The organism is Streptomyces sp. NPDC001137 (genome assembly GCF_040298885.1).
Taxonomy (GTDB): Bacteria; Actinomycetota; Actinomycetes; order Streptomycetales; family Streptomycetaceae; genus Streptomyces.
Map to the genome: position 1 here is coordinate 1 of NZ_JBEPBA010000032.1, position 17,389 is coordinate 17,389.

9 protein-coding genes, 1 tRNA gene and 1 rRNA gene are annotated in these 17,389 nt (G+C 68.9%); 10 read left to right on the forward strand and 1 reads right to left on the reverse strand.

Annotated elements, in window-relative coordinates:
• The 3 genes from rrf to ABT254_RS40870 all read left to right on the forward strand — a co-directional run.
• A 5S ribosomal RNA gene (rrf, locus tag ABT254_RS40860) occupies positions 1–91 on the forward strand; the annotation flags it as partial.
• A gap of 114 nt (positions 92–205) precedes the next feature.
• Positions 206–868: a DegT/DnrJ/EryC1/StrS family aminotransferase gene (locus ABT254_RS40865; protein WP_351482513.1), complete on the forward strand. Its 663-nt coding sequence runs from the start codon at positions 206–208 to the stop codon at positions 866–868.
• A 96-nt stretch (positions 869–964) separates the two neighbouring features.
• Positions 965–1,040, forward strand: a tRNA-Thr gene (locus ABT254_RS40870).
• Positions 1,041–1,092: 52 nt separating this feature from the next.
• Here the strand turns inward: ABT254_RS40870 and ABT254_RS40875 are convergent.
• Positions 1,093–3,846, reverse strand: a complete 2,754-nt coding sequence (locus tag ABT254_RS40875; RefSeq protein WP_351482370.1) for a SpoIIE family protein phosphatase — start codon at positions 3,844–3,846, stop codon at positions 1,093–1,095.
• A 376-nt stretch (positions 3,847–4,222) separates the two neighbouring features.
• Between ABT254_RS40875 and ABT254_RS40880 the strand changes: the two genes are divergently transcribed.
• The 7 genes from ABT254_RS40880 to ABT254_RS40910 all read left to right on the forward strand — a co-directional run bounded on the left by ABT254_RS40880 (position 4,223) and on the right by ABT254_RS40910 (position 17,349).
• Positions 4,223–9,694: a HAMP domain-containing protein gene (locus tag ABT254_RS40880; RefSeq protein ID WP_351482373.1), complete on the forward strand. Its 5,472-nt coding sequence runs from the start codon at positions 4,223–4,225 to the stop codon at positions 9,692–9,694.
• 244 nt (positions 9,695–9,938) lie between these two features.
• Positions 9,939–10,622, forward strand: a complete 684-nt coding sequence (locus ABT254_RS40885; RefSeq protein WP_351482375.1) for a response regulator — start codon at positions 9,939–9,941, stop codon at positions 10,620–10,622.
• A gap of 124 nt (positions 10,623–10,746) precedes the next feature.
• Positions 10,747–13,440, forward strand: a complete 2,694-nt coding sequence (locus tag ABT254_RS40890) for a DNA translocase FtsK (RefSeq protein ID WP_351482377.1) — start codon at positions 10,747–10,749, stop codon at positions 13,438–13,440.
• Positions 13,441–13,684: 244 nt separating this feature from the next.
• On the forward strand, positions 13,685–14,524 hold the full coding sequence (locus tag ABT254_RS40895; protein ID WP_351482379.1) for a helix-turn-helix domain-containing protein: 840 nt from the start codon (positions 13,685–13,687) through the stop codon (positions 14,522–14,524).
• 94 nt (positions 14,525–14,618) lie between these two features.
• Positions 14,619–16,088: a 30S ribosomal protein S12 methylthiotransferase RimO gene (gene rimO, locus ABT254_RS40900; RefSeq protein ID WP_351482382.1), complete on the forward strand. Its 1,470-nt coding sequence runs from the start codon at positions 14,619–14,621 to the stop codon at positions 16,086–16,088.
• Positions 16,085–16,807: a CDP-diacylglycerol--glycerol-3-phosphate 3-phosphatidyltransferase gene (gene pgsA, locus ABT254_RS40905; protein WP_351482385.1), complete on the forward strand. Its 723-nt coding sequence runs from the start codon at positions 16,085–16,087 to the stop codon at positions 16,805–16,807. The genes rimO and pgsA overlap by 4 nt, the downstream gene beginning before the upstream one ends.
• Positions 16,804–17,349, forward strand: coding sequence for a CinA family protein (locus ABT254_RS40910; protein WP_351482388.1), 546 nt, complete (start codon positions 16,804–16,806; stop codon positions 17,347–17,349). The genes pgsA and ABT254_RS40910 overlap by 4 nt, the downstream gene beginning before the upstream one ends.
• The last annotated feature ends 40 nt before the right edge of the window (positions 17,350–17,389 follow it).

Here is a 17,389-nt window from a genome sequence, read left to right on the forward strand (position 1 = left end):
GCCCGGTTACATTCCGAACCCGGAAGCTAAGCCTTACAGCGCCGATGGTACTGCAGGGGGGACCCTGTGGGAGAGTAGGACGCCGCCGAACAATTATTCAAAGGGTTGGATCCTGAACTTCGGTTCGGGGTCCAACCCTTTTTTGTTCTCCGTCACTTGAAGTTCACGTTGCGCAACAACCATCCGAAGCATGGGTACTGCTGCAATGCTCAGGGCCGCCGGCGTCGGAGTCGGTGACGAGGTTGTCGTGCCGGCCTTCGGGAACTCCGAGGTCGCCGGGGCCGTCGCGCTCGCCGGCGCACTGCCGGTGTTCGCCGACATAGATCCGCTCACGTACTGCCTTGACCGTGCCGCTGTCGAGGCAGCCATAACTCCGCGGACCGCGGCGGTCGTTGTCGTACACCGCTTCGGCCGGCCGGCCGACATCGCGCGGCTGCACGGTGTGGGGCAGCGGCACGGGCTTCTGGTGCTGGAGCAGGGAGAGTCCGAGGTTCCGTACGACGAAATCGCCCAGCGGAGGGAGCGGGCCGCCTATCTCGACGCCAAGTTGAGGGGTGTGCGGACGCCCGACGGTGGTGACGGGCACACCTATCAGCAGTACGTCGTGCGGGTGCCGGGGAACGGGCGGCCGGATCGGGACGCCTTCGCTCGGGCCGTCCGTGCCAGGGGAGTTGAGTGCCGGGTGCCGGTGAAGACGCCCGTGCACCGGCTGCCGGAATTCCGCCGGTGCGTGTCGTTGCCGGAGACCGAGCGGGCCGCCGACGAGACCCTCGCGCTGCCTGTGGACGCCTCGTTGACCAAGCGGGACATGCAGCGGATCGTGGGCGCATGCAATGCGCTGGGCGGATTGCTTCAGCCTGCTTTCTGAGTGGGCTGTCGGCACTGCAGGACGCGGTTGGAGCACGTGTCTGTTCGGGGTATGATCTATTCCGTTGCCGCGGGGGAAATCTCCTCAAGGCGACAGGCCCCTATAGCTCAGTCGGCAGAGCGTCTCCATGGTAAGGAGAAGGTCAACGGTTCGATTCCGTTTGGGGGCTCCACTCGAAAGGCCCCGCCCAATTGGGCGGGGCCTTTTTCGTGCTCGCGGCTCCCTCAGTCCTTGTGCAGGCCCGGGACCCGCATTGCCAGGATTGCCATGTCGTCGGACGGGGCGTCGGATGCGAAGCGTTCCACCGCGCGCATGATGCGGGCGGCAACCGCACCGGCCGTCAGGCCCGTGCAGGTGGTGAGGACGTCGGTGAGGCCGTCGTCGCCGAGCATGCGGGTGCCCTCGCGGCGCTCGGTGACGCCGTCCGTGACGCACAGGAGGACGTCGCCCGGGTCGAGGGTGACCGTCTGCTCGTAGAGCTCCAGGTCCTCCATGACGCCCAGGAGGGGCTGGGGTTCGGCGGCCGGTTCGACCGTGCCGTCCTGGCGCAGGCGGAGGGGCAGCGGGTGGCCGGCACAGACCACCTTCAGTTCGGCGCTGCCGTCCTCCTGGGGGCGCAGTTCGCCGTAGAGGAGGGTCAGGAAGCGGCTGCGGGCGCCCTCGTCGAGGATCGCTGAGTTCAGGCGCTCCAGGACCGCCGGGCCGCTGAGGCCCTCGCGGGCCAGGAGGCGGAGCGCGTGCCGGGCGAGGCCCGTGACCGCCGCCGCGTTGGGGCCCGTACCGCAGACGTCGCCGATGGCGAAGCCGTAGGCGCCGTCGCTGATCGGGAAGAGGTCGTAGAAGTCACCGCCGACCTCGTTGCCCTCGCCGGCCGCGCGATAGATGACCTCGACCTCCACGCCGTCGATCTCCGGGAGTTCCGGGGGCAGGAGGCTGCGCTGGAGGGACTGGCTGATGGCCGTGCGCTCCGAGTACAGGCGGGCGTTGTCGAGGGCCAGGGCGGCCCGTCGGCTCAGGTCCTCGGCCAGTTCCAGGATTTCCTGGCGGAAGTGTTCGTCGGTGGGCTTGCCGAGGGTGAGCATGCCGATGACCCGGTTGCGCGCCACCAGCGGGAGGACGACGGTTTCGCCGCCCACCGCGGAGGCGGTGGCGAGCGTGGGGCCGATGCCCGAGGCGATCTGGCGGGTCGGGCCGCCGCTCAGGCCCAGGCTGCGCATGGAGCTGCGCAGGGCCGCCTGGTGGGCGACCTCGCCGGGGGTCGACCAGACGCGGGCGCCGGGGGTCGGTACCGGGTCGGGAGGGGGTACCTTCGAGAGCAACGACTTGATGCCGTCGATGAGTTCCTCGTCCTCGTGCAGGACGTACGAGAGATACGGCTCCGAGGCCTGGTCGGCGATCGTGTAGACGGCGCACCAGGTGGCGAGGGTGGGGACCGTCATCTGGGCCATCAGGGCCAGGGTCTGGTCGCGGTCCAGGGTGCCCGCCAGGAGGTCGGAGGCCTCGACCAGGAAGCTCAGGGAGCCTCGGCGCAGGCGCTCCAGTTCGCCGAGGCGGGCCGACTCGACGGCCAACGCGATGCGGTCGGCGGCGAATTGGAGGCGCAAGGCCTCTTCGTTCGAGTATCTGCCGGGGCTCTCGGCCGCCACGCCGAGGGAGCCGGTGAGACGGCCCTCGACCTTCAGGGGGACCGTGACGACCGAGCGCATGCCCGTGCCACTGAGAAGCGGGACGGCGCCCGGTACGGCCGTGAGGTCGTCGTGGACGGCCGGCATACGGGCCGAGCCGTAGCGGCCGGGGCCCGCCTCGACGGGGACGCGCGCGAAGCGCTGGCGGGCGGAGGGCAGGCCGGTGGAGGCGCGGACCTCCAGCTCCGTCTCGTCGTCGGTCGCCAGGAGCAGGAAGGCGGAGTCGGCGTCGAGCATGTCGCGGGCGCGTTCCACCGTGCGCTGGAGGAGGCCGTCGAGGTCGTCCGGGGCCGGAGAGCCGATGAATACCTCGAAGGGGTCGGTGCTCTGGCCGTCGGCGGAGGATGCCGTGTCGGAGGACGGGATGCGCAGCGGGGTCTGCAGGACGGCCCGTTCGTGGTCACGGACGAGGAGGCAGACGGTGGACGGCTCGCCGCCCGTGTCACGTACACGCAGGTGGGAGGCGTACACGGGGGTGACGCGGCCGTTGGCGCCCCTTATGCCGTAGCTGCCCTCCCAGCGGGATAGCTGGAGGGCCTCCGCGATGCCGGTGCTGGTGCCCGGGGTGTGCGGCCAGGCGGCGAGATCGGTAAGGGGCTTTCCGATCACCTGTTCGGCGGGGTAACCGAAGAGGTCCTCCGCGTCCTCGTTCCACGAAGTGATGGAGCCGCTGCGGTCGATCTGGACGACCGCGACGCGGACCCGGCCGTCGGCGAGGGGGAGGAGCTCGGCCGGGAGGGACGGGCCGGCGGCGCGGGTGCCCACGGCCCGTTCGGGGAGGTCGAGCTGGAACCACACCTGTTTGTGCGTGGGCGTGTACTCGACGCCCCAGCGGCCCGCGAGTGCGGCGCACAGCTGGAGTCCCCGGCCGCCCTCGCGGTCCGGGCTGCCCATGTTGACGGGGTGGCCCTGGAGGGGGATCTCGCGCTCCGGATACCGGTCGGCCACCTCGATCCGTACGCCCTCGTCACTGCGCAGACACAGGACGTCAGCGGAGGTGCCTGCGTGGACGACTGCGTTGGTGACCAGCTCGCTGGTGAGGACCACGGCGTCGTCGACGATGTCGGCGAAGCCCCAGCCCTGGAGGGTGTCGCGGACGAAGGAGCGGGCGGTCGCTACCGATCGTCCGACGGGCTCGAAGCTGGCGGCCGCGCGCGCGGTGATCACAGAACTCCTCGGCCGGTTGTCGACGGGCAGGGCTGCCTGGCCGACCGGCTCCTGCCGCTGATGCGGCAGACCGCCCGTCGGCCGGGGGTCCGGGGGCTGTCCCCCCGGGATCAGTCCGGTGGTCATGTGTGCGGCCGCCCCTCCGATGCCCGCTCGTTCTCGTGCCACCGCCCAGGCCGGACGGACCGGCGCGGCTGGACAGCCGCATGCAAGGTTACTTACCTTCGACGGCCATGCGGATGCCGGTCTGCAGTGTTTCCGCCCAGAGGGTGTGCGGACGATGTGCGAAGCTGCCGAACTGTTATGGCCGGGTTCAGGCAGGGTGAAACACTGGGCAAGCTCCTTGTGAAGGTCCGGGCAGGCTGAGTGACTTCCGCGTACAGCGGGCAGCAGCCGGTGGTGTGGCCTGGTACATCGGGCAGAAGCAGGCAGCAGTAACTGGTACGTCGAGCAGTAGTACCGGAGCACAGCAGTAACGGTCGACCCCTGCGGGAGGGACACAGTGGAGTCTGGCGCAGCGACGCGGGGCACTAAGACGCGCGCGAAAGGCGGACAGTCCCTGAACAACCAGCGCAAACCGCGCGGCGGGACGACCGCGGTGGACACGGCTGCTCTGAACAGGCTGCTGGCGGCTCTCGTGGCGATGCGCGACGGGAATTTCCGCAAGCGGCTCACGGTGTCCGGGGACGGCGTGATGTCGGAGATCGCGGCGGTCTTCAACGAGGTGGCCGACCGGAATCTCCATTTGACGGGTGAGCTGTCGCGGGTGCGGCGCATGGTGGGCCGCGAGGGCAAGCTCACGGAACGGCTGGAGACGGGTGCCTACGAGGGCTCCTGGGTGGCCGCCATCGAGGCGTCCAACGCGCTCGTGGACGACCTCGTACGGCCTGTCTCCGAGGTCGGCCGGGTGCTGTCCGCGGTCGCCGAGGGTGATCTCTCGCCCCGCATGGAGCTGCGGACGCAGGCGCCGGACGGGACCGGGCATCCCTTGCGCGGGGAGTTCCTCAAGGTCGGGCGGACTGTAAACAACCTTGTCGACCAGCTGTCGACCTTCACCGACGAGGTCACCCGTGTGGCCAGCGAGGTGGGCACCGAGGGCAAGCTGGGTGGGCAGGCACGCGTGCGTGGCATGTCGGGTTCGTGGAAGGACCTCACGGACTCCGTCAACACCATGGCGTACCGGCTGACGGCCCAGGTGCGGGACATCGCCCTGGTGACGACCGCGGTGGCCAAGGGTGACCTGTCGCGGAAGGTCACCGTTCATGTCGCCGGCGAGATGCTGGAGCTGAAGAACACCGTCAACACGATGGTGGACCAGCTGTCGTCCTTCTCCTCCGAGGTGACGCGAGTCGCCCGTGAGGTGGGTACCGAGGGTGAACTCGGCGGGCAGGCGCAGGTGCCGGGTGTGGCCGGCGTGTGGAAGGACCTCACCGATTCGGTGAACCTCATGGCCGGCAACCTGACGGCCCAGGTGCGCGGGATCGCCCAGGTCACCACGGCGGTGGCCAACGGTGACCTGTCGCAGAAGGTGACCGTGTCGGCGCGCGGCGAGGTGGCACAGCTCGCGGACACGATCAACCAGATGACGGAGACGCTGCGGATCTTCGCGGACGAGGTCACGCGTGTGGCCAACGAGGTCGGCGCCGCGGGACAGCTGGGCGGTCAGGCGAACGTGCCGGGCGCGGCCGGTACCTGGAAGGACCTGACGGACTCCGTCAACACGGTGTTCCGGAATCTGACCATTCAGGTGAGGGACATCGCGGCCGTCACCACGGCGGTGGCCAACGGTGACCTGTCCCAGAAGGTCACCGTCGACGTGGCCGGCGAGATGCTGGAGCTGAAGAACACCGTCAACGGCATGGTGGACCAGCTGTCGTCGTTCGGTTCCGAGGTCACGCGCGTGGCGCGCGAGGTCGGCGTCGAGGGTGAGCTGGGCGGGCAGGCGCAGGTGCCGGGCGCGGCCGGTACCTGGAAGGACCTGACCGACTCGGTCAACACCGCGTTCCGCAACCTCACCGGGCAGGTGCGCAACATCGCCCAGGTGACGACGGCGGTGGCCAACGGCGATCTGTCGCAGAAGGTCACCGTGGACGTCTCCGGCGAGATGCTCCAGCTGAAGAACACCGTGAACACGATGGTGGACCAGCTGTCGTCCTTCGCCGACCAGGTGACGCGGATGGCCCGTGACGTGGGTACCGAGGGCCGGCTGGGCGGGCAGGCGGTGGTACCGGGTGTGGCCGGTACGTGGAAGGAGCTCACCGACTCCGTCAACGGCATGGCCGGCAACCTGACGGCCCAGGTGCGCAACATCGCCCAGGTGACGACCGCGGTCGCCCAGGGCGACCTGTCCCAGAAGATCGACGTGGACGCGCGCGGGGAGATCCTGGAGCTCAAGAACACCATCAACACGATGGTCGACCAGCTCTCCGGATTCGCCGACCAGGTGACCCGGGTGGCCCGCGAGGTGGGCACCGAGGGCCGTCTGGGCGGTCAGGCGCAGGTGCCCGGCGTGGCCGGCGTCTGGCGCGACCTGACCGACTCCGTGAACGGAATGGCAGGAAACCTTACCGCCCAGGTGCGCAACATCGCCCAGGTCGCCACCGCGGTCGCCCGAGGTGACCTCTCCCAGAAGATCACCGTGGACGCGCGCGGGGAGATCCTGGAGCTCAAGAACACCCTGAACACGATGGTGGACCAGCTGTCGTCGTTCGCGGAGGAGGTCACCAGGGTCGCCCGCGAGGTGGGCACGGAGGGGCAGCTCGGCGGTCAGGCCGAGGTGCAGGGTGTCTCCGGCACCTGGAAGGACCTCACCCAGTCCGTGAACTTCATGGCGAACAACCTGACCATCCAGGTGCGCAACATCGCCGAGGTCACGACCGCGGTCGCCAAGGGCGACCTGTCCAAGAAGATCACTGTTGACGCGAAGGGCGAGATTCTCGAGCTCGTCACGACGGTCAACACGATGGTCGACCAGCTGTCGTCCTTCGCCGAGCAGGTGACCCGGGTGGCCCGCGAGGTGGGCACCGAGGGCATCCTGGGCGGCCAGGCGCACGTGCCGGGTGTCACGGGCATCTGGAAGGACCTCAGCGGCAATGTGAACCTGATGGCCAAGAACCTGACCATGCAGGTGCGCAACATCTCCCAGGTCGCGGCTGCCGTCGCCAACGGCGACCTGACGCGGACGGTGACGATCGAGGCGCGCGGCGAGGTGCAGCAGCTCGCCGACACCTTCAACACGATGGTGAAGACGCTGAGTTCGTTCGCCGATCAGGTCACGAAGGTGGCCCGCGAGGTGGGCACGGACGGCATCCTGGGCGGTCAGGCGCATGTGCCGGGCGTGGCGGGCACCTGGAAGGACCTCACCGATTCGGTGAACGGCATGGCGTCCAACCTGACCGGTCAGGTGCGCAACATCGCCATGGTCACCACGGCCATCGCCAAGGGTGATCTGACCAAGAAGATCGACATCGACGCCCGGGGCGAGATCCTCGAGCTCAAGACGACGATCAACACGATGGTCGACCAGCTGTCCAGCTTCGCCGAGGAGGTCACCCGAGTGGCCCGCGAGGTGGGCACGGAAGGACAGCTCGGCGGCCAGGCACGCGTGCGTGACGTCGACGGCACCTGGCGCGACCTCACCGAGTCCGTGAACGAAATGGCAGGAAACCTTACCCGGCAGGTGCGCGCCATCGCGCGCGTGGCGACCGCGGTGACCCGCGGTGACCTGAACCTGAAGATCGACGTCGATGCGTCCGGCGAGATCCAGGAGCTGCAGGACTACATCAACAAGATGATCGCCAACCTGCGCGACACCACGATCGCCAACAAGGAGCAGGACTGGCTGAAGGGCAACCTCGCCCGTATCTCCGCGCTGATGCAGGGCCGCCGCGATCTGCAGGACGTGGCCTCCCTGATCATGAGCGAGCTGACGCCCGTGGTCTCGGCACAGCACGGCGCGTTCTTCGTGGCGATGCCGCTGATGGACGGCAAGGACCTGAACGCCGAGGGCGAGGATGCGTACGAGCTGCGCATGCTGGGGTCGTACGGCTACTCGATGGGCTCCATGCCGACGTCGTTCCGGCCGGGTGAGGCGCTGATCGGGACGGCCGCCGAGGAGAAGCGCACGATCCTGGTGGAGAACGCGCCCAGCGGCTACCTGAAGATCTCCTCCGGCCTCGGCGAGGCGCCGCCCGCACAAGTGATCGTCCTTCCGGTGCTGTTCGAGGGCAAGGTGCTCGGTGTCATCGAGCTGGCCTCCTTCAATCCCTTCACTCAGATCCAGAAGGACTTCCTCAACCAGATCGCCGAGATGATCGCGACCAGCGTCAACACGATCTCCGTCAACACCAAGACGGAGCAGCTGCTGAAGCAGTCGCAGGAGCTGACCGAGCAACTCCGGGAGCGCTCGGCCGAGTTGGAGAACCGGCAGAAGGCCCTCCAGGCGTCCAACGCCGAACTGGAGGAGAAGGCCGAGCTGCTGGCCCAGCAGAACCGCGACATCGAGGTCAAGAACACCGAGATCGAGGAGGCGCGGCAGGTCCTGGAGGAGCGCGCCGAGCAGCTCGCGGTGTCGATGCGCTACAAGAGCGAGTTCCTCGCCAACATGTCGCACGAGCTGCGCACGCCGCTCAACTCGCTGCTGATCCTGGCCAAGTTGCTCGCCGACAACGCGGACTCCAACCTCACCCCGAAGCAGGTCGAGTTCGCCGAGACCATCCACGGCGCCGGATCCGACCTGCTTCAGCTGATCAACGACATCCTCGACCTGTCGAAGGTCGAGGCGGGCAAGATGGACGTCTCCCCGACGCGTATCGCGCTCGTCCAGCTCGTCGACTACGTGGAGGCCACCTTCCGGCCGCTGACCGCGGAGAAGGGTCTCGATCTGTCCGTACGGGTGTCCCCGGAGCTGCCGGCCACGCTGCACACCGACGAACAACGGCTGCTGCAGGTGCTGCGGAACCTGCTGTCCAACGCGGTGAAGTTCACCGACTCCGGCGCCGTGGAGCTGGTCATCCGACCGGCCGGCCGGGACGTGCCGCCGGCGATCCGGGAGCAGCTGCTGGAGGCCGGGTCGATGAGCGACCCGGACGCGGACCTGATCGCGTTCTCGGTGACCGACACCGGTATCGGTATCGCCGCCAGCAAGATGCGCGTGATCTTCGAGGCGTTCAAGCAGGCGGACGGCACGACGAGCCGCAAGTACGGCGGTACCGGCCTGGGGCTGTCGATCTCGCGGGAGATCGCGCAGCTGCTCGGTGGTGAGATCCATGCGCAGAGCGAGCCGGGACGAGGTTCGACGTTCACGCTGTATTTGCCGCTGCACCCCAGCGAACTGCCGCCCCAGGGATACCAGCAGGCTCTGCCCTCCCTGCAGGCCGGCGACCTGGTGGCCGCCTCGGACGCCGCCCATCGCTCCGAGGTGGAGATCGAGACGCCGGCCGAGGTGAAGTCGTACCGGGAGACGCAGAACGGCGCCGCCGCGCTCTTCAGGCGCCGCCGCAGGTACGGGCTCGACGCCGACCAGCGTCTGGGGACTCAGGAGCAGTGGTCGCCCGCCGAGCAGGACACGGCGCCGGAGGTGCACCACGGGATCCGGTTCGGCGGCCAGAAGGTGCTGATCGTCGACGACGACATCCGCAACGTCTTCGCGCTGACCAGCGTGCTCGAGCAGCACGGGCTGTCGGTGCTGTACGCCGAGAACGGCCGTGAGGGCATCGAGGTCCTGGAACAGCACGACGATGTCGCAGTCGTCCTGATGGACATCATGATGCCCGAGATGGACGGCTACGCGACGACCACGGCGATCCGCAGGATGCCGCAGTTCGCGGGCCTGCCGATCATCGCGCTGACCGCGAAGGCGATGAAGGGCGACCGGGAGAAGGCGATCGAGTCGGGCGCCTCCGACTACGTGACGAAGCCGGTCGATCCCGATCACCTGCTGTCGGTGATGAAGCAGTGGATGCGGGGGGAGTGACGGGAACCATCGATGTTCACGCGGAGTTGCTGACTCAGTGTGGCCGAAGCCGTGTAGAAGTACGGGATTCGGGGAACCTTCTGGTCTCCCGCTACGTTTCTGCTACGTGCACAGTGACATCACGGTGACAGGGTGTGGCGACAGGCGGGGTGCGGCTACGATGACCGGCACAAGGACGGGCGGCGAAAGGGAGTCGTCCCCAGGGGCGGCGCCCGGTGCACATCCGGGGCGAGGAGGGCGGGCCATGGTGCAGAAGGCCAAGATCCTCCTGGTCGATGACCGGCCGGAGAATCTGCTTGCGCTGGAGGCCATCCTCTCTGCGCTCGATCAGACGCTGGTGCGGGCATCGTCCGGGGAGGAAGCGCTCAAAGCACTGCTCACGGACGACTTCGCGGTCATTCTGCTGGACGTCCAGATGCCGGGAATGGACGGTTTCGAAACCGCCGCCCACATCAAGCGGCGAGAGCGGACCCGGGACATCCCGATCATCTTCCTCACCGCGATCAACCACGGCCCGCACCACACCTTCCGTGGGTATGCGGCGGGCGCGGTGGACTACATCTCCAAGCCGTTCGACCCGTGGGTGCTGCGCGCGAAGGTCTCGGTCTTCGTCGAGCTGTACATGAAGAACTGCCAGCTGCGTGAGCAGGCGGCGCTGCTGCGGCTCCAGTTGGAGGGCGGGGGCGGCAAGACCGCGGTCGGCGAGAGCAAGGAGCCCGCGAGCCTGCTCGCCGAGCTGTCGGCGCGGCTCGCGGCGGTCGAGGAGCAGGCCGAGGCGCTGTCGAAGCAGCTCGACGACGAGTCGGCGGATGCGGCGGCCGTGGCGACCGCGGCCCATCTCGAACGCAAACTCACGGGACTGCGGCGGGCGCTGGACGCCTTGGAGCCGGGCGCCGGCAGCGCGTCCTCGGTGTCCTCGCAGAACTGACTTCCGGGCGCGGACCTGTTGCCCATGAGGACGCGTCAGTTCCGCGCCCGCTTCAGGGCGACACGAACGGGTGAAGCAGTAGGCACACGTGTCCGCTGTCGCCTCCACCGGTAACCTCACCTCTATGGCCTCACGTCCCTCCGCTGCCAAGAAGCAGCCCGCGAAGAAGGCGGCGGCTCCGGCGAAAAAGGCCCCGGCGAAGAAGGCCCCGGCCAAGAAAGCCGCGGCGAAGAAGTCGGCGCCACCGCCGAAGCCTGCGCCGAGCCCGACCGGGGGCATCTACAGGCTCGTCCGCGCCCTGTGGCTCGGCCTCGCGCACGCCGTCGGCGCCGTCTTCCGCGGCATAGGGAACGGCGCGAAGAACCTCGACCCGGCCCACCGCAAGGACGGCGTCGCCCTGCTGCTGCTCGGCATCGCGCTGATCGTGGCCGCGGGCACCTGGGCCGATCTGCGCGGACCCGTCGGCGACCTCGTCGAGATCCTGGTGACCGGCGCCTTCGGCCGCCTCGACCTGCTCGTGCCGATACTGCTCGCGGTCATCGCCGTGCGCTTCATCCGCCACCCCGAGCAGCCCGAGGCCAACGGCCGCATCGTGATCGGCCTGTCCGCGCTCGTCATCGGAGTGCTCGGCCAGGTCCACATCGCCTGCGGGGCGCCCGCCCGCGGTGACGGCATGCAGGCGATAAGGGACGCCGGCGGCCTCATCGGCTGGGCGGCGGCGACCCCGCTGACGTACACGATGGGCGACGTCCTCGCCGTACCTCTGCTCGTGCTGCTGACGATCTTCGGTCTGCTCGTCGTCACGGCCACTCCCGTCAACGCGATTCCGCAGCGGCTGCGGCTGCTCGGCGTGAAGCTCGGCATCCTCCACGATCCGGAGGAGGACGAGTTCACCGATGACGAGCAGCGGTACGACGACCAGTGGCGCGAGGCGCTGCCCGCGCGCCCGCGCAGGCGCGGCCCCGCCCCCGAGTCCTACGACCCCGACAGCGCGGAGCAGGAGGCCCTGTCACGGCGTCGTGGCCGCCCGCGGAGGTCGGCGGTGCCGCAGCCCGACATGCAGCGCCCCATGGACGCCGTGGACGTCGCGGCGGCTGCAGCCGCCGCGCTCGACGGCGCCGTCCTGCACGGTATGCCGCCCTCGCCGATCGTCGCCGACCTCACCCAGGGTGTGAGCGTCGGGGACCGCGAGGAGAGCACACCGACCCCCACACCGGCACCGAAGGCCGTGCCGGCCGCGCGCCCCAAGCAGGAGAAGCTGAAGGTCGAGGTCGCGGACCTCACCAAGCCCGCCCCCGAGGCGCCCGGCGACCTGCCGGCCCGCGCCGAGCAGCTTCAGCTCTCCGGGGACATCACCTACGCCCTGCCCTCGCTCGACCTCCTCACGCGCGGCGGCCCCGGCAAGGCACGCAGCGCCGCCAACGACGCGGTGGTAGCGTCACTCACCAACGTCTTCACCGAGTTCAAGGTCGACGCCGCCGTCACCGGTTTCACCCGCGGGCCGACGGTCACGCGCTACGAGGTCGAGCTCGGACCCGCGGTGAAGGTCGAGCGGATCACCGCCCTGACCAAGAACATCGCGTACGCCGTCGCCAGCCCGGACGTGCGGATCATCAGCCCGATCCCCGGCAAGTCCGCGGTCGGCATCGAAATCCCGAACACCGACCGCGAGATGGTCAACCTCGGAGACGTGCTGCGCCTGGCGGCGGCGGCCGAGGACGACCACCCGATGCTGGTCGCGCTCGGCAAGGACGTCGAGGGCGGCTATGTGATGGCCAACCTCGCGAAGATGCCGCACGTCCTCGTCGCCGGAGCCACCGGTTCCGGTAAGTCGTCCTGCATCAACTGCCTGATCACGTCGATCATGGTCCGCGCGACTCCCGAGGACGTCCGTATGGTCCTCGTCGACCCCAAGCGGGTCGAGCTGACCGCCTACGAGGGCATCCCGCACCTGATCACACCGATCATCACCAACCCGAAGCGGGCCGCCGAGGCGCTCCAGTGGGTCGTCCGCGAGATGGACCTGCGCTACGACGACCTGGCGGCGTACGGCTACCGGCACATCGACGACTTCAACGAGGCCGTCCGCAACGGCAAGGTGAAGTCTCCGGAGGGCAGCGAGCGGGAACTGCAGCCCTATCCGTACCTGCTGGTGATCGTCGACGAGCTCGCCGACCTGATGATGGTCGCCCCGCGCGACGTCGAGGACGCGATCGTGCGCATCACACAGCTCGCGCGTGCGGCCGGCATCCACCTGGTGCTCGCCACCCAGCGGCCCTCGGTCGACGTCGTCACCGGCCTGATCAAGGCGAACGTGCCCTCGCGGCTCGCCTTCGCCACCTCCTCGCTCGCCGACAGCCGCGTCATCCTCGACCAGCCCGGCGCCGAGAAGCTGATCGGCAAGGGCGACGGCCTCTTCCTGCCGATGGGAGCCAGCAAGCCGACCCGTATGCAGGGCGCGTTCGTGACCGAGGAGGAGGTCGCGGCGATCGTCCAGCACTGCAAGGACCAGATGGCGCCCGTCTTCCGGGACGACGTCACCGTGGGCAGCAAGCAGAAGAAGGAGATCGACGAGGAGATCGGCGACGACCTCGACCTGCTGTGCCAGGCGGCCGAGCTGGTGGTGTCCACGCAGTTCGGGTCGACGTCCATGCTCCAGCGCAAACTGCGCGTCGGCTTCGCCAAGGCCGGGCGGCTCATGGACCTCATGGAGTCCAGGGGCATCGTCGGACCGAGCGAAGGGTCGAAAGCTCGTGACGTTCTTGTGAAGGCTGACGAGCTGGACGGCGTGCTCGCGGTGATCCGCGGGGAGGCTTGAGAAGAGGCTCGCGCGGGAGGGCCACCGATGTCCGATCGTGACTCACCCGTAAGGGATCATTGAGCAACCGTTTCCCGTCCACGTACGTCAAGTTGAGGGAAGCGACAATCGCGCACCCCACCATCGGCGTGTCCGGCCATTCCGATGGGCTACAAAGTCCGACCGCCCGGTTGCCCCACCCTTTCGCACCCCCCATAGACTGAACCTGCAGCACAGGTGGCTTAAACGCTCGAAAGGCGCCCCCGTGTCCATCGGCAACTCCCCTGAAGACGAGCGTCCGTTCGAAGGTGACCGCGCGGAAGCCCGCCGCTCCATCGGCCATGCCCTCCGGCAGGCACGCATCGCGGCCGGGTTGACCGTCGACGACGTCACCAACGCCACCCGGGTCCGCATCGCCATCGTGCACGCCATCGAGGCGGACGACTTCGCCCCCTGCGGCGGCGACGTCTACGCCCGGGGCCACATCCGGACCCTGGCCAAGGCCGTCCACCTCGATCCGGCCCCGCTGCTCGCGCAGTACGACGCCGAACACGGCGGCCGCCCCGCGCCGACCCCGGCGGCCCCCCTCTTCGAGGCGGAACGCATCCGCCCCGAGCGGCGCGGGCCCAACTGGACCGCGGCCATGGTCGCCGCGATCGTCGCGGTGGTCGGCTTCGTCGGATTCACCGCGTTCAAGGGCGGCGACGACGGCGGCGCGAAGACCCAGGTCGCCGAGGGATCCACCCCCTCGACCAGCAAATCGGCCTCGCCCACGCCCAAGAGCAGCAAGTCCGACATCCCGAAGTCCAACCCCTCGGACAGCGCCATCGCGGCCGCGCCCCAGGACAAGGTGACCGTCCAGGTCAGCGCAGCCGACGGCCGCAGCTGGATCTCGGCGAAGGACCACAACGGCCGGCTGCTCTTCGACGGACTCCTCAAGCAGGGCGACTCCAAGACCTTCCAGGACAGCGAGAAGATCAACCTCGTCCTCGGCGACGCGGGAGCTATCCAGCTCTACGTCAACGGCAAGAAGATCGAGGACGACTTCCAGCCAGGCGCGGTCGAGCGCCTGACGTATACGAAGGGCGACCCGCAGGTCGGCTGACGGCCGGCCGGCAGGGCATGTCCACACGGGGTTGGCCAAGATCGGCCAACCCCGTCGACGTGGGCTGTCAGTGAGACGAAGTAGTCTTGAGCGCATGCCTGAACGCCGTACCGTCGCACTCGTCACCCTTGGCTGCGCCCGTAACGAGGTGGACTCGGAGGAGCTCGCAGGCCGCTTGGAGGCGGACGGCTGGGACCTCGTGGAGGACGCCGCGGAAGCGGATGTCGCCGTCGTCAACACCTGTGGCTTCGTCGAGGCCGCCAAGAAGGACTCCGTCGACGCCCTCCTGGAGGCGAACGACCTCAAGGGCCACGGCAGAACCCAGGCCGTCGTGGCGGTGGGCTGCATGGCCGAGCGGTACGGCAAGGAGCTCGCCGAGGCCCTCCCCGAGGCCGACGGCGTGCTCGGCTTCGACGACTACGCGGACATCTCCGACCGTCTGCAGACCATTCTGAACGGCGGCATCCACGCCTCCCACACCCCGCGCGACCGGCGCAAGCTGCTGCCGATCAGCCCCGCGGAGCGCCAGGACTCCGCGGCCGAGGTCGCACTGCCCGGGCACGCCCCGGTGGATCTGCCGGAGGGACTGGCGCCCGCCTCCGGGCCCCGTGCGCCCCTCCGCCGGCGCCTCGACGGCGCCCCGGTCGCCTCGGTGAAGCTCGCCTCCGGTTGCGACCGGCGCTGCTCCTTCTGCGCCATCCCGTCCTTCCGCGGCTCGTTCATCTCCCGCCGCCCGAGTGACGTGCTGAACGAGACGCGGTGGCTGGCCGAGCAGGGCGTGAAGGAGATCATGCTGGTCTCCGAGAACAACACCTCGTACGGCAAGGACCTCGGCGACATCCGCCTTCTGGAGTCGCTCCTGCCGGAGCTCGCCGAGGTCGACGGCCTGGAGCGGGTGCGCGTGAGCTACCTCCAGCCGGCCGAGATGCGTCCCGGGCTGATCGACGTCCTGACCTCGACGCCGAAGATCGCCCCGTACTTCGACCTGTCCTTCCAGCACTCCGCCCCGGGTGTGCTGCGGGCGATGCGCCGCTTCGGTGACACCGACCGCTTCCTGGAGCTGCTCGACACCATCCGGAGCAAGGCTCCTCAGGCTGGCGTGCGCTCCAACTTCATCGTCGGCTTCCCGGGCGAGAGCGCGGACGACCTGGCGGAGCTGGAGCGGTTCCTGAACGGCGCGCGACTGGATGCCATCGGCGTCTTCGGCTACTCCGACGAGGAGGGCACGGAGGCGTCGTCGTACGAGAACAAGCTGGACGAGGACGTCGTCGCGGAGCGGCTGGCCCGTGTCTCGCGGCTGGCCGAGGAACTCGTCTCGCAGCGCGCCGAGGAGCGCCTGGGCGAGACCGTGCAGGTGCTCGTGGAGTCCGTGGACGAGGACGGCGTGTACGGCCGCGGGGCGCACCAGGCGCCGGAAACGGACGGCCAGGTGCTGCTCACGAGCGGCGAAGGTCTGAGCGTCGGCCGTATGGTCGAGGCGAAGGTGGTCGGTACGGAAGGTGTCGACCTGGTGGCCGAGCCGCTGACGGGCTCGCTCGGGTGTAGTGAGGAGGCGGGCAGATGACCGGTGTACCGGCATCGGCGGCGAACGGCTCCTCCAAGGCGGGGCCGCCGAGAGTCGACGGCGCCGATTCCGGGCCGGCCGGCGACGCTAAGCCCGCGCGGGGCGCGAAGGTCGTGGCCGCGGCCGTCAACCAGGCCAGCGTCTGGAACATCGCCAACCTGCTCACCATGCTCCGGCTGTTCCTCGTGCCCGGCTTCGTCGCCCTGATGCTGGCCAACGGCGGGTACGACCCGGCGTGGCGCTCTTTCGCCTGGGCCGCCTTCGCCATCGCCATGATCACCGACCTCTTCGACGGTCATCTGGCGCGCACCTACGACCTCGTCACCGACTTCGGCAAGATCGCCGACCCCATCGCCGACAAAGCGATCATGGGGGCGGCACTGATCTGTCTCTCTTCGCTGGGCGACCTGCCGTGGTGGGTGACGATCGTCATCCTGGGCCGGGAACTGGGGATCACGCTGCTGCGTTTCATCGTCATCCGGTACGGCGTCATCCCGGCGAGCCGTGGCGGCAAGCTGAAGACGCTCATCCAGGGCGTGGCCGTGGGGATGTATGTCCTGGCGCTGACGGGCTGGCTGGCCACCCTGAGGTTCTGGGTGATGGCGGCGGCGGTGGTGCTGACCGTGGTGACCGGGCTCGACTATGTAAGACAGGCCATTGTGCTGCGCAGGCAGGGAATCGCCGAGCGCAAGGCCGCGTTGGAGGAGACGGAAGCGTGAATTCTCCGGCCGCCGACGTCGTGCGACTACTGACGGTGAGGGGCGAGACCCTCGCGGTCGCCGAGTCACTCACGGGCGGACTGGTTGCGGCGGAAATCACAGCCGCCCCGGGAGCGTCGAAGGCGTTCCGCGGCTCGGTGACCGCCTACGCCACCGAGTTGAAGCATGAACTGCTGGGCGTCGACGACACCCTGCTGGCACAGCGCGGAGCGGTGGATCCGCAGGTCGCGGCAGAGATGGCGGCCGGCGTGCGCAAGGCTCTGGGCGCCGACTGGGGCATCGCGACGACGGGTGTCGCGGGTCCGGAACCGCAGGACGGGAAGCCCGTCGGGACGGTTTTCGTGGCTGTGGACGGCCCCTTCGGAGCAGATTCCGGTTCCGCCGGTGGCGGAAAAGTCGAGGGCCTGCGGTTGAACGGCGACCGCGCGGAAATTCGTATGGAGAGTGTACGGAGCGTACTCGCACTGCTCCTGAGGGAGCTTGCGAGCGAACAGTCCGGGAATGAGCTGGCACAGGATACGGAACAGAACGGGGGGTTTTGATGTTTGCAGCCCTGAGTGAACACGACATCGCTCCCCGCAC

What these genes read in the sequence shown, in the direction of transcription:
- ABT254_RS40865 (WP_351482513.1), top strand. Translation starts at nt 206, where the DNA reads ATGCTCAGGGCCGCCGGCGTCGGAGTCGGTGACGAGGTTGTCGTGCCG.
- ABT254_RS40875 (WP_351482370.1), bottom strand. Translation starts at nt 3,846, where the DNA reads ATGACCACCGGACTGATCCCGGGGGGACAGCCCCCGGACCCCCGGCCG.
- ABT254_RS40885 (WP_351482375.1), top strand. Translation starts at nt 9,939, where the DNA reads ATGGTGCAGAAGGCCAAGATCCTCCTGGTCGATGACCGGCCGGAGAAT.
- ABT254_RS40890 (WP_351482377.1), top strand. Translation starts at nt 10,747, where the DNA reads ATGGCCTCACGTCCCTCCGCTGCCAAGAAGCAGCCCGCGAAGAAGGCG.
- rimO (WP_351482382.1), top strand. Translation starts at nt 14,619, where the DNA reads ATGCCTGAACGCCGTACCGTCGCACTCGTCACCCTTGGCTGCGCCCGT.
- pgsA (WP_351482385.1), top strand. Translation starts at nt 16,085, where the DNA reads ATGACCGGTGTACCGGCATCGGCGGCGAACGGCTCCTCCAAGGCGGGG.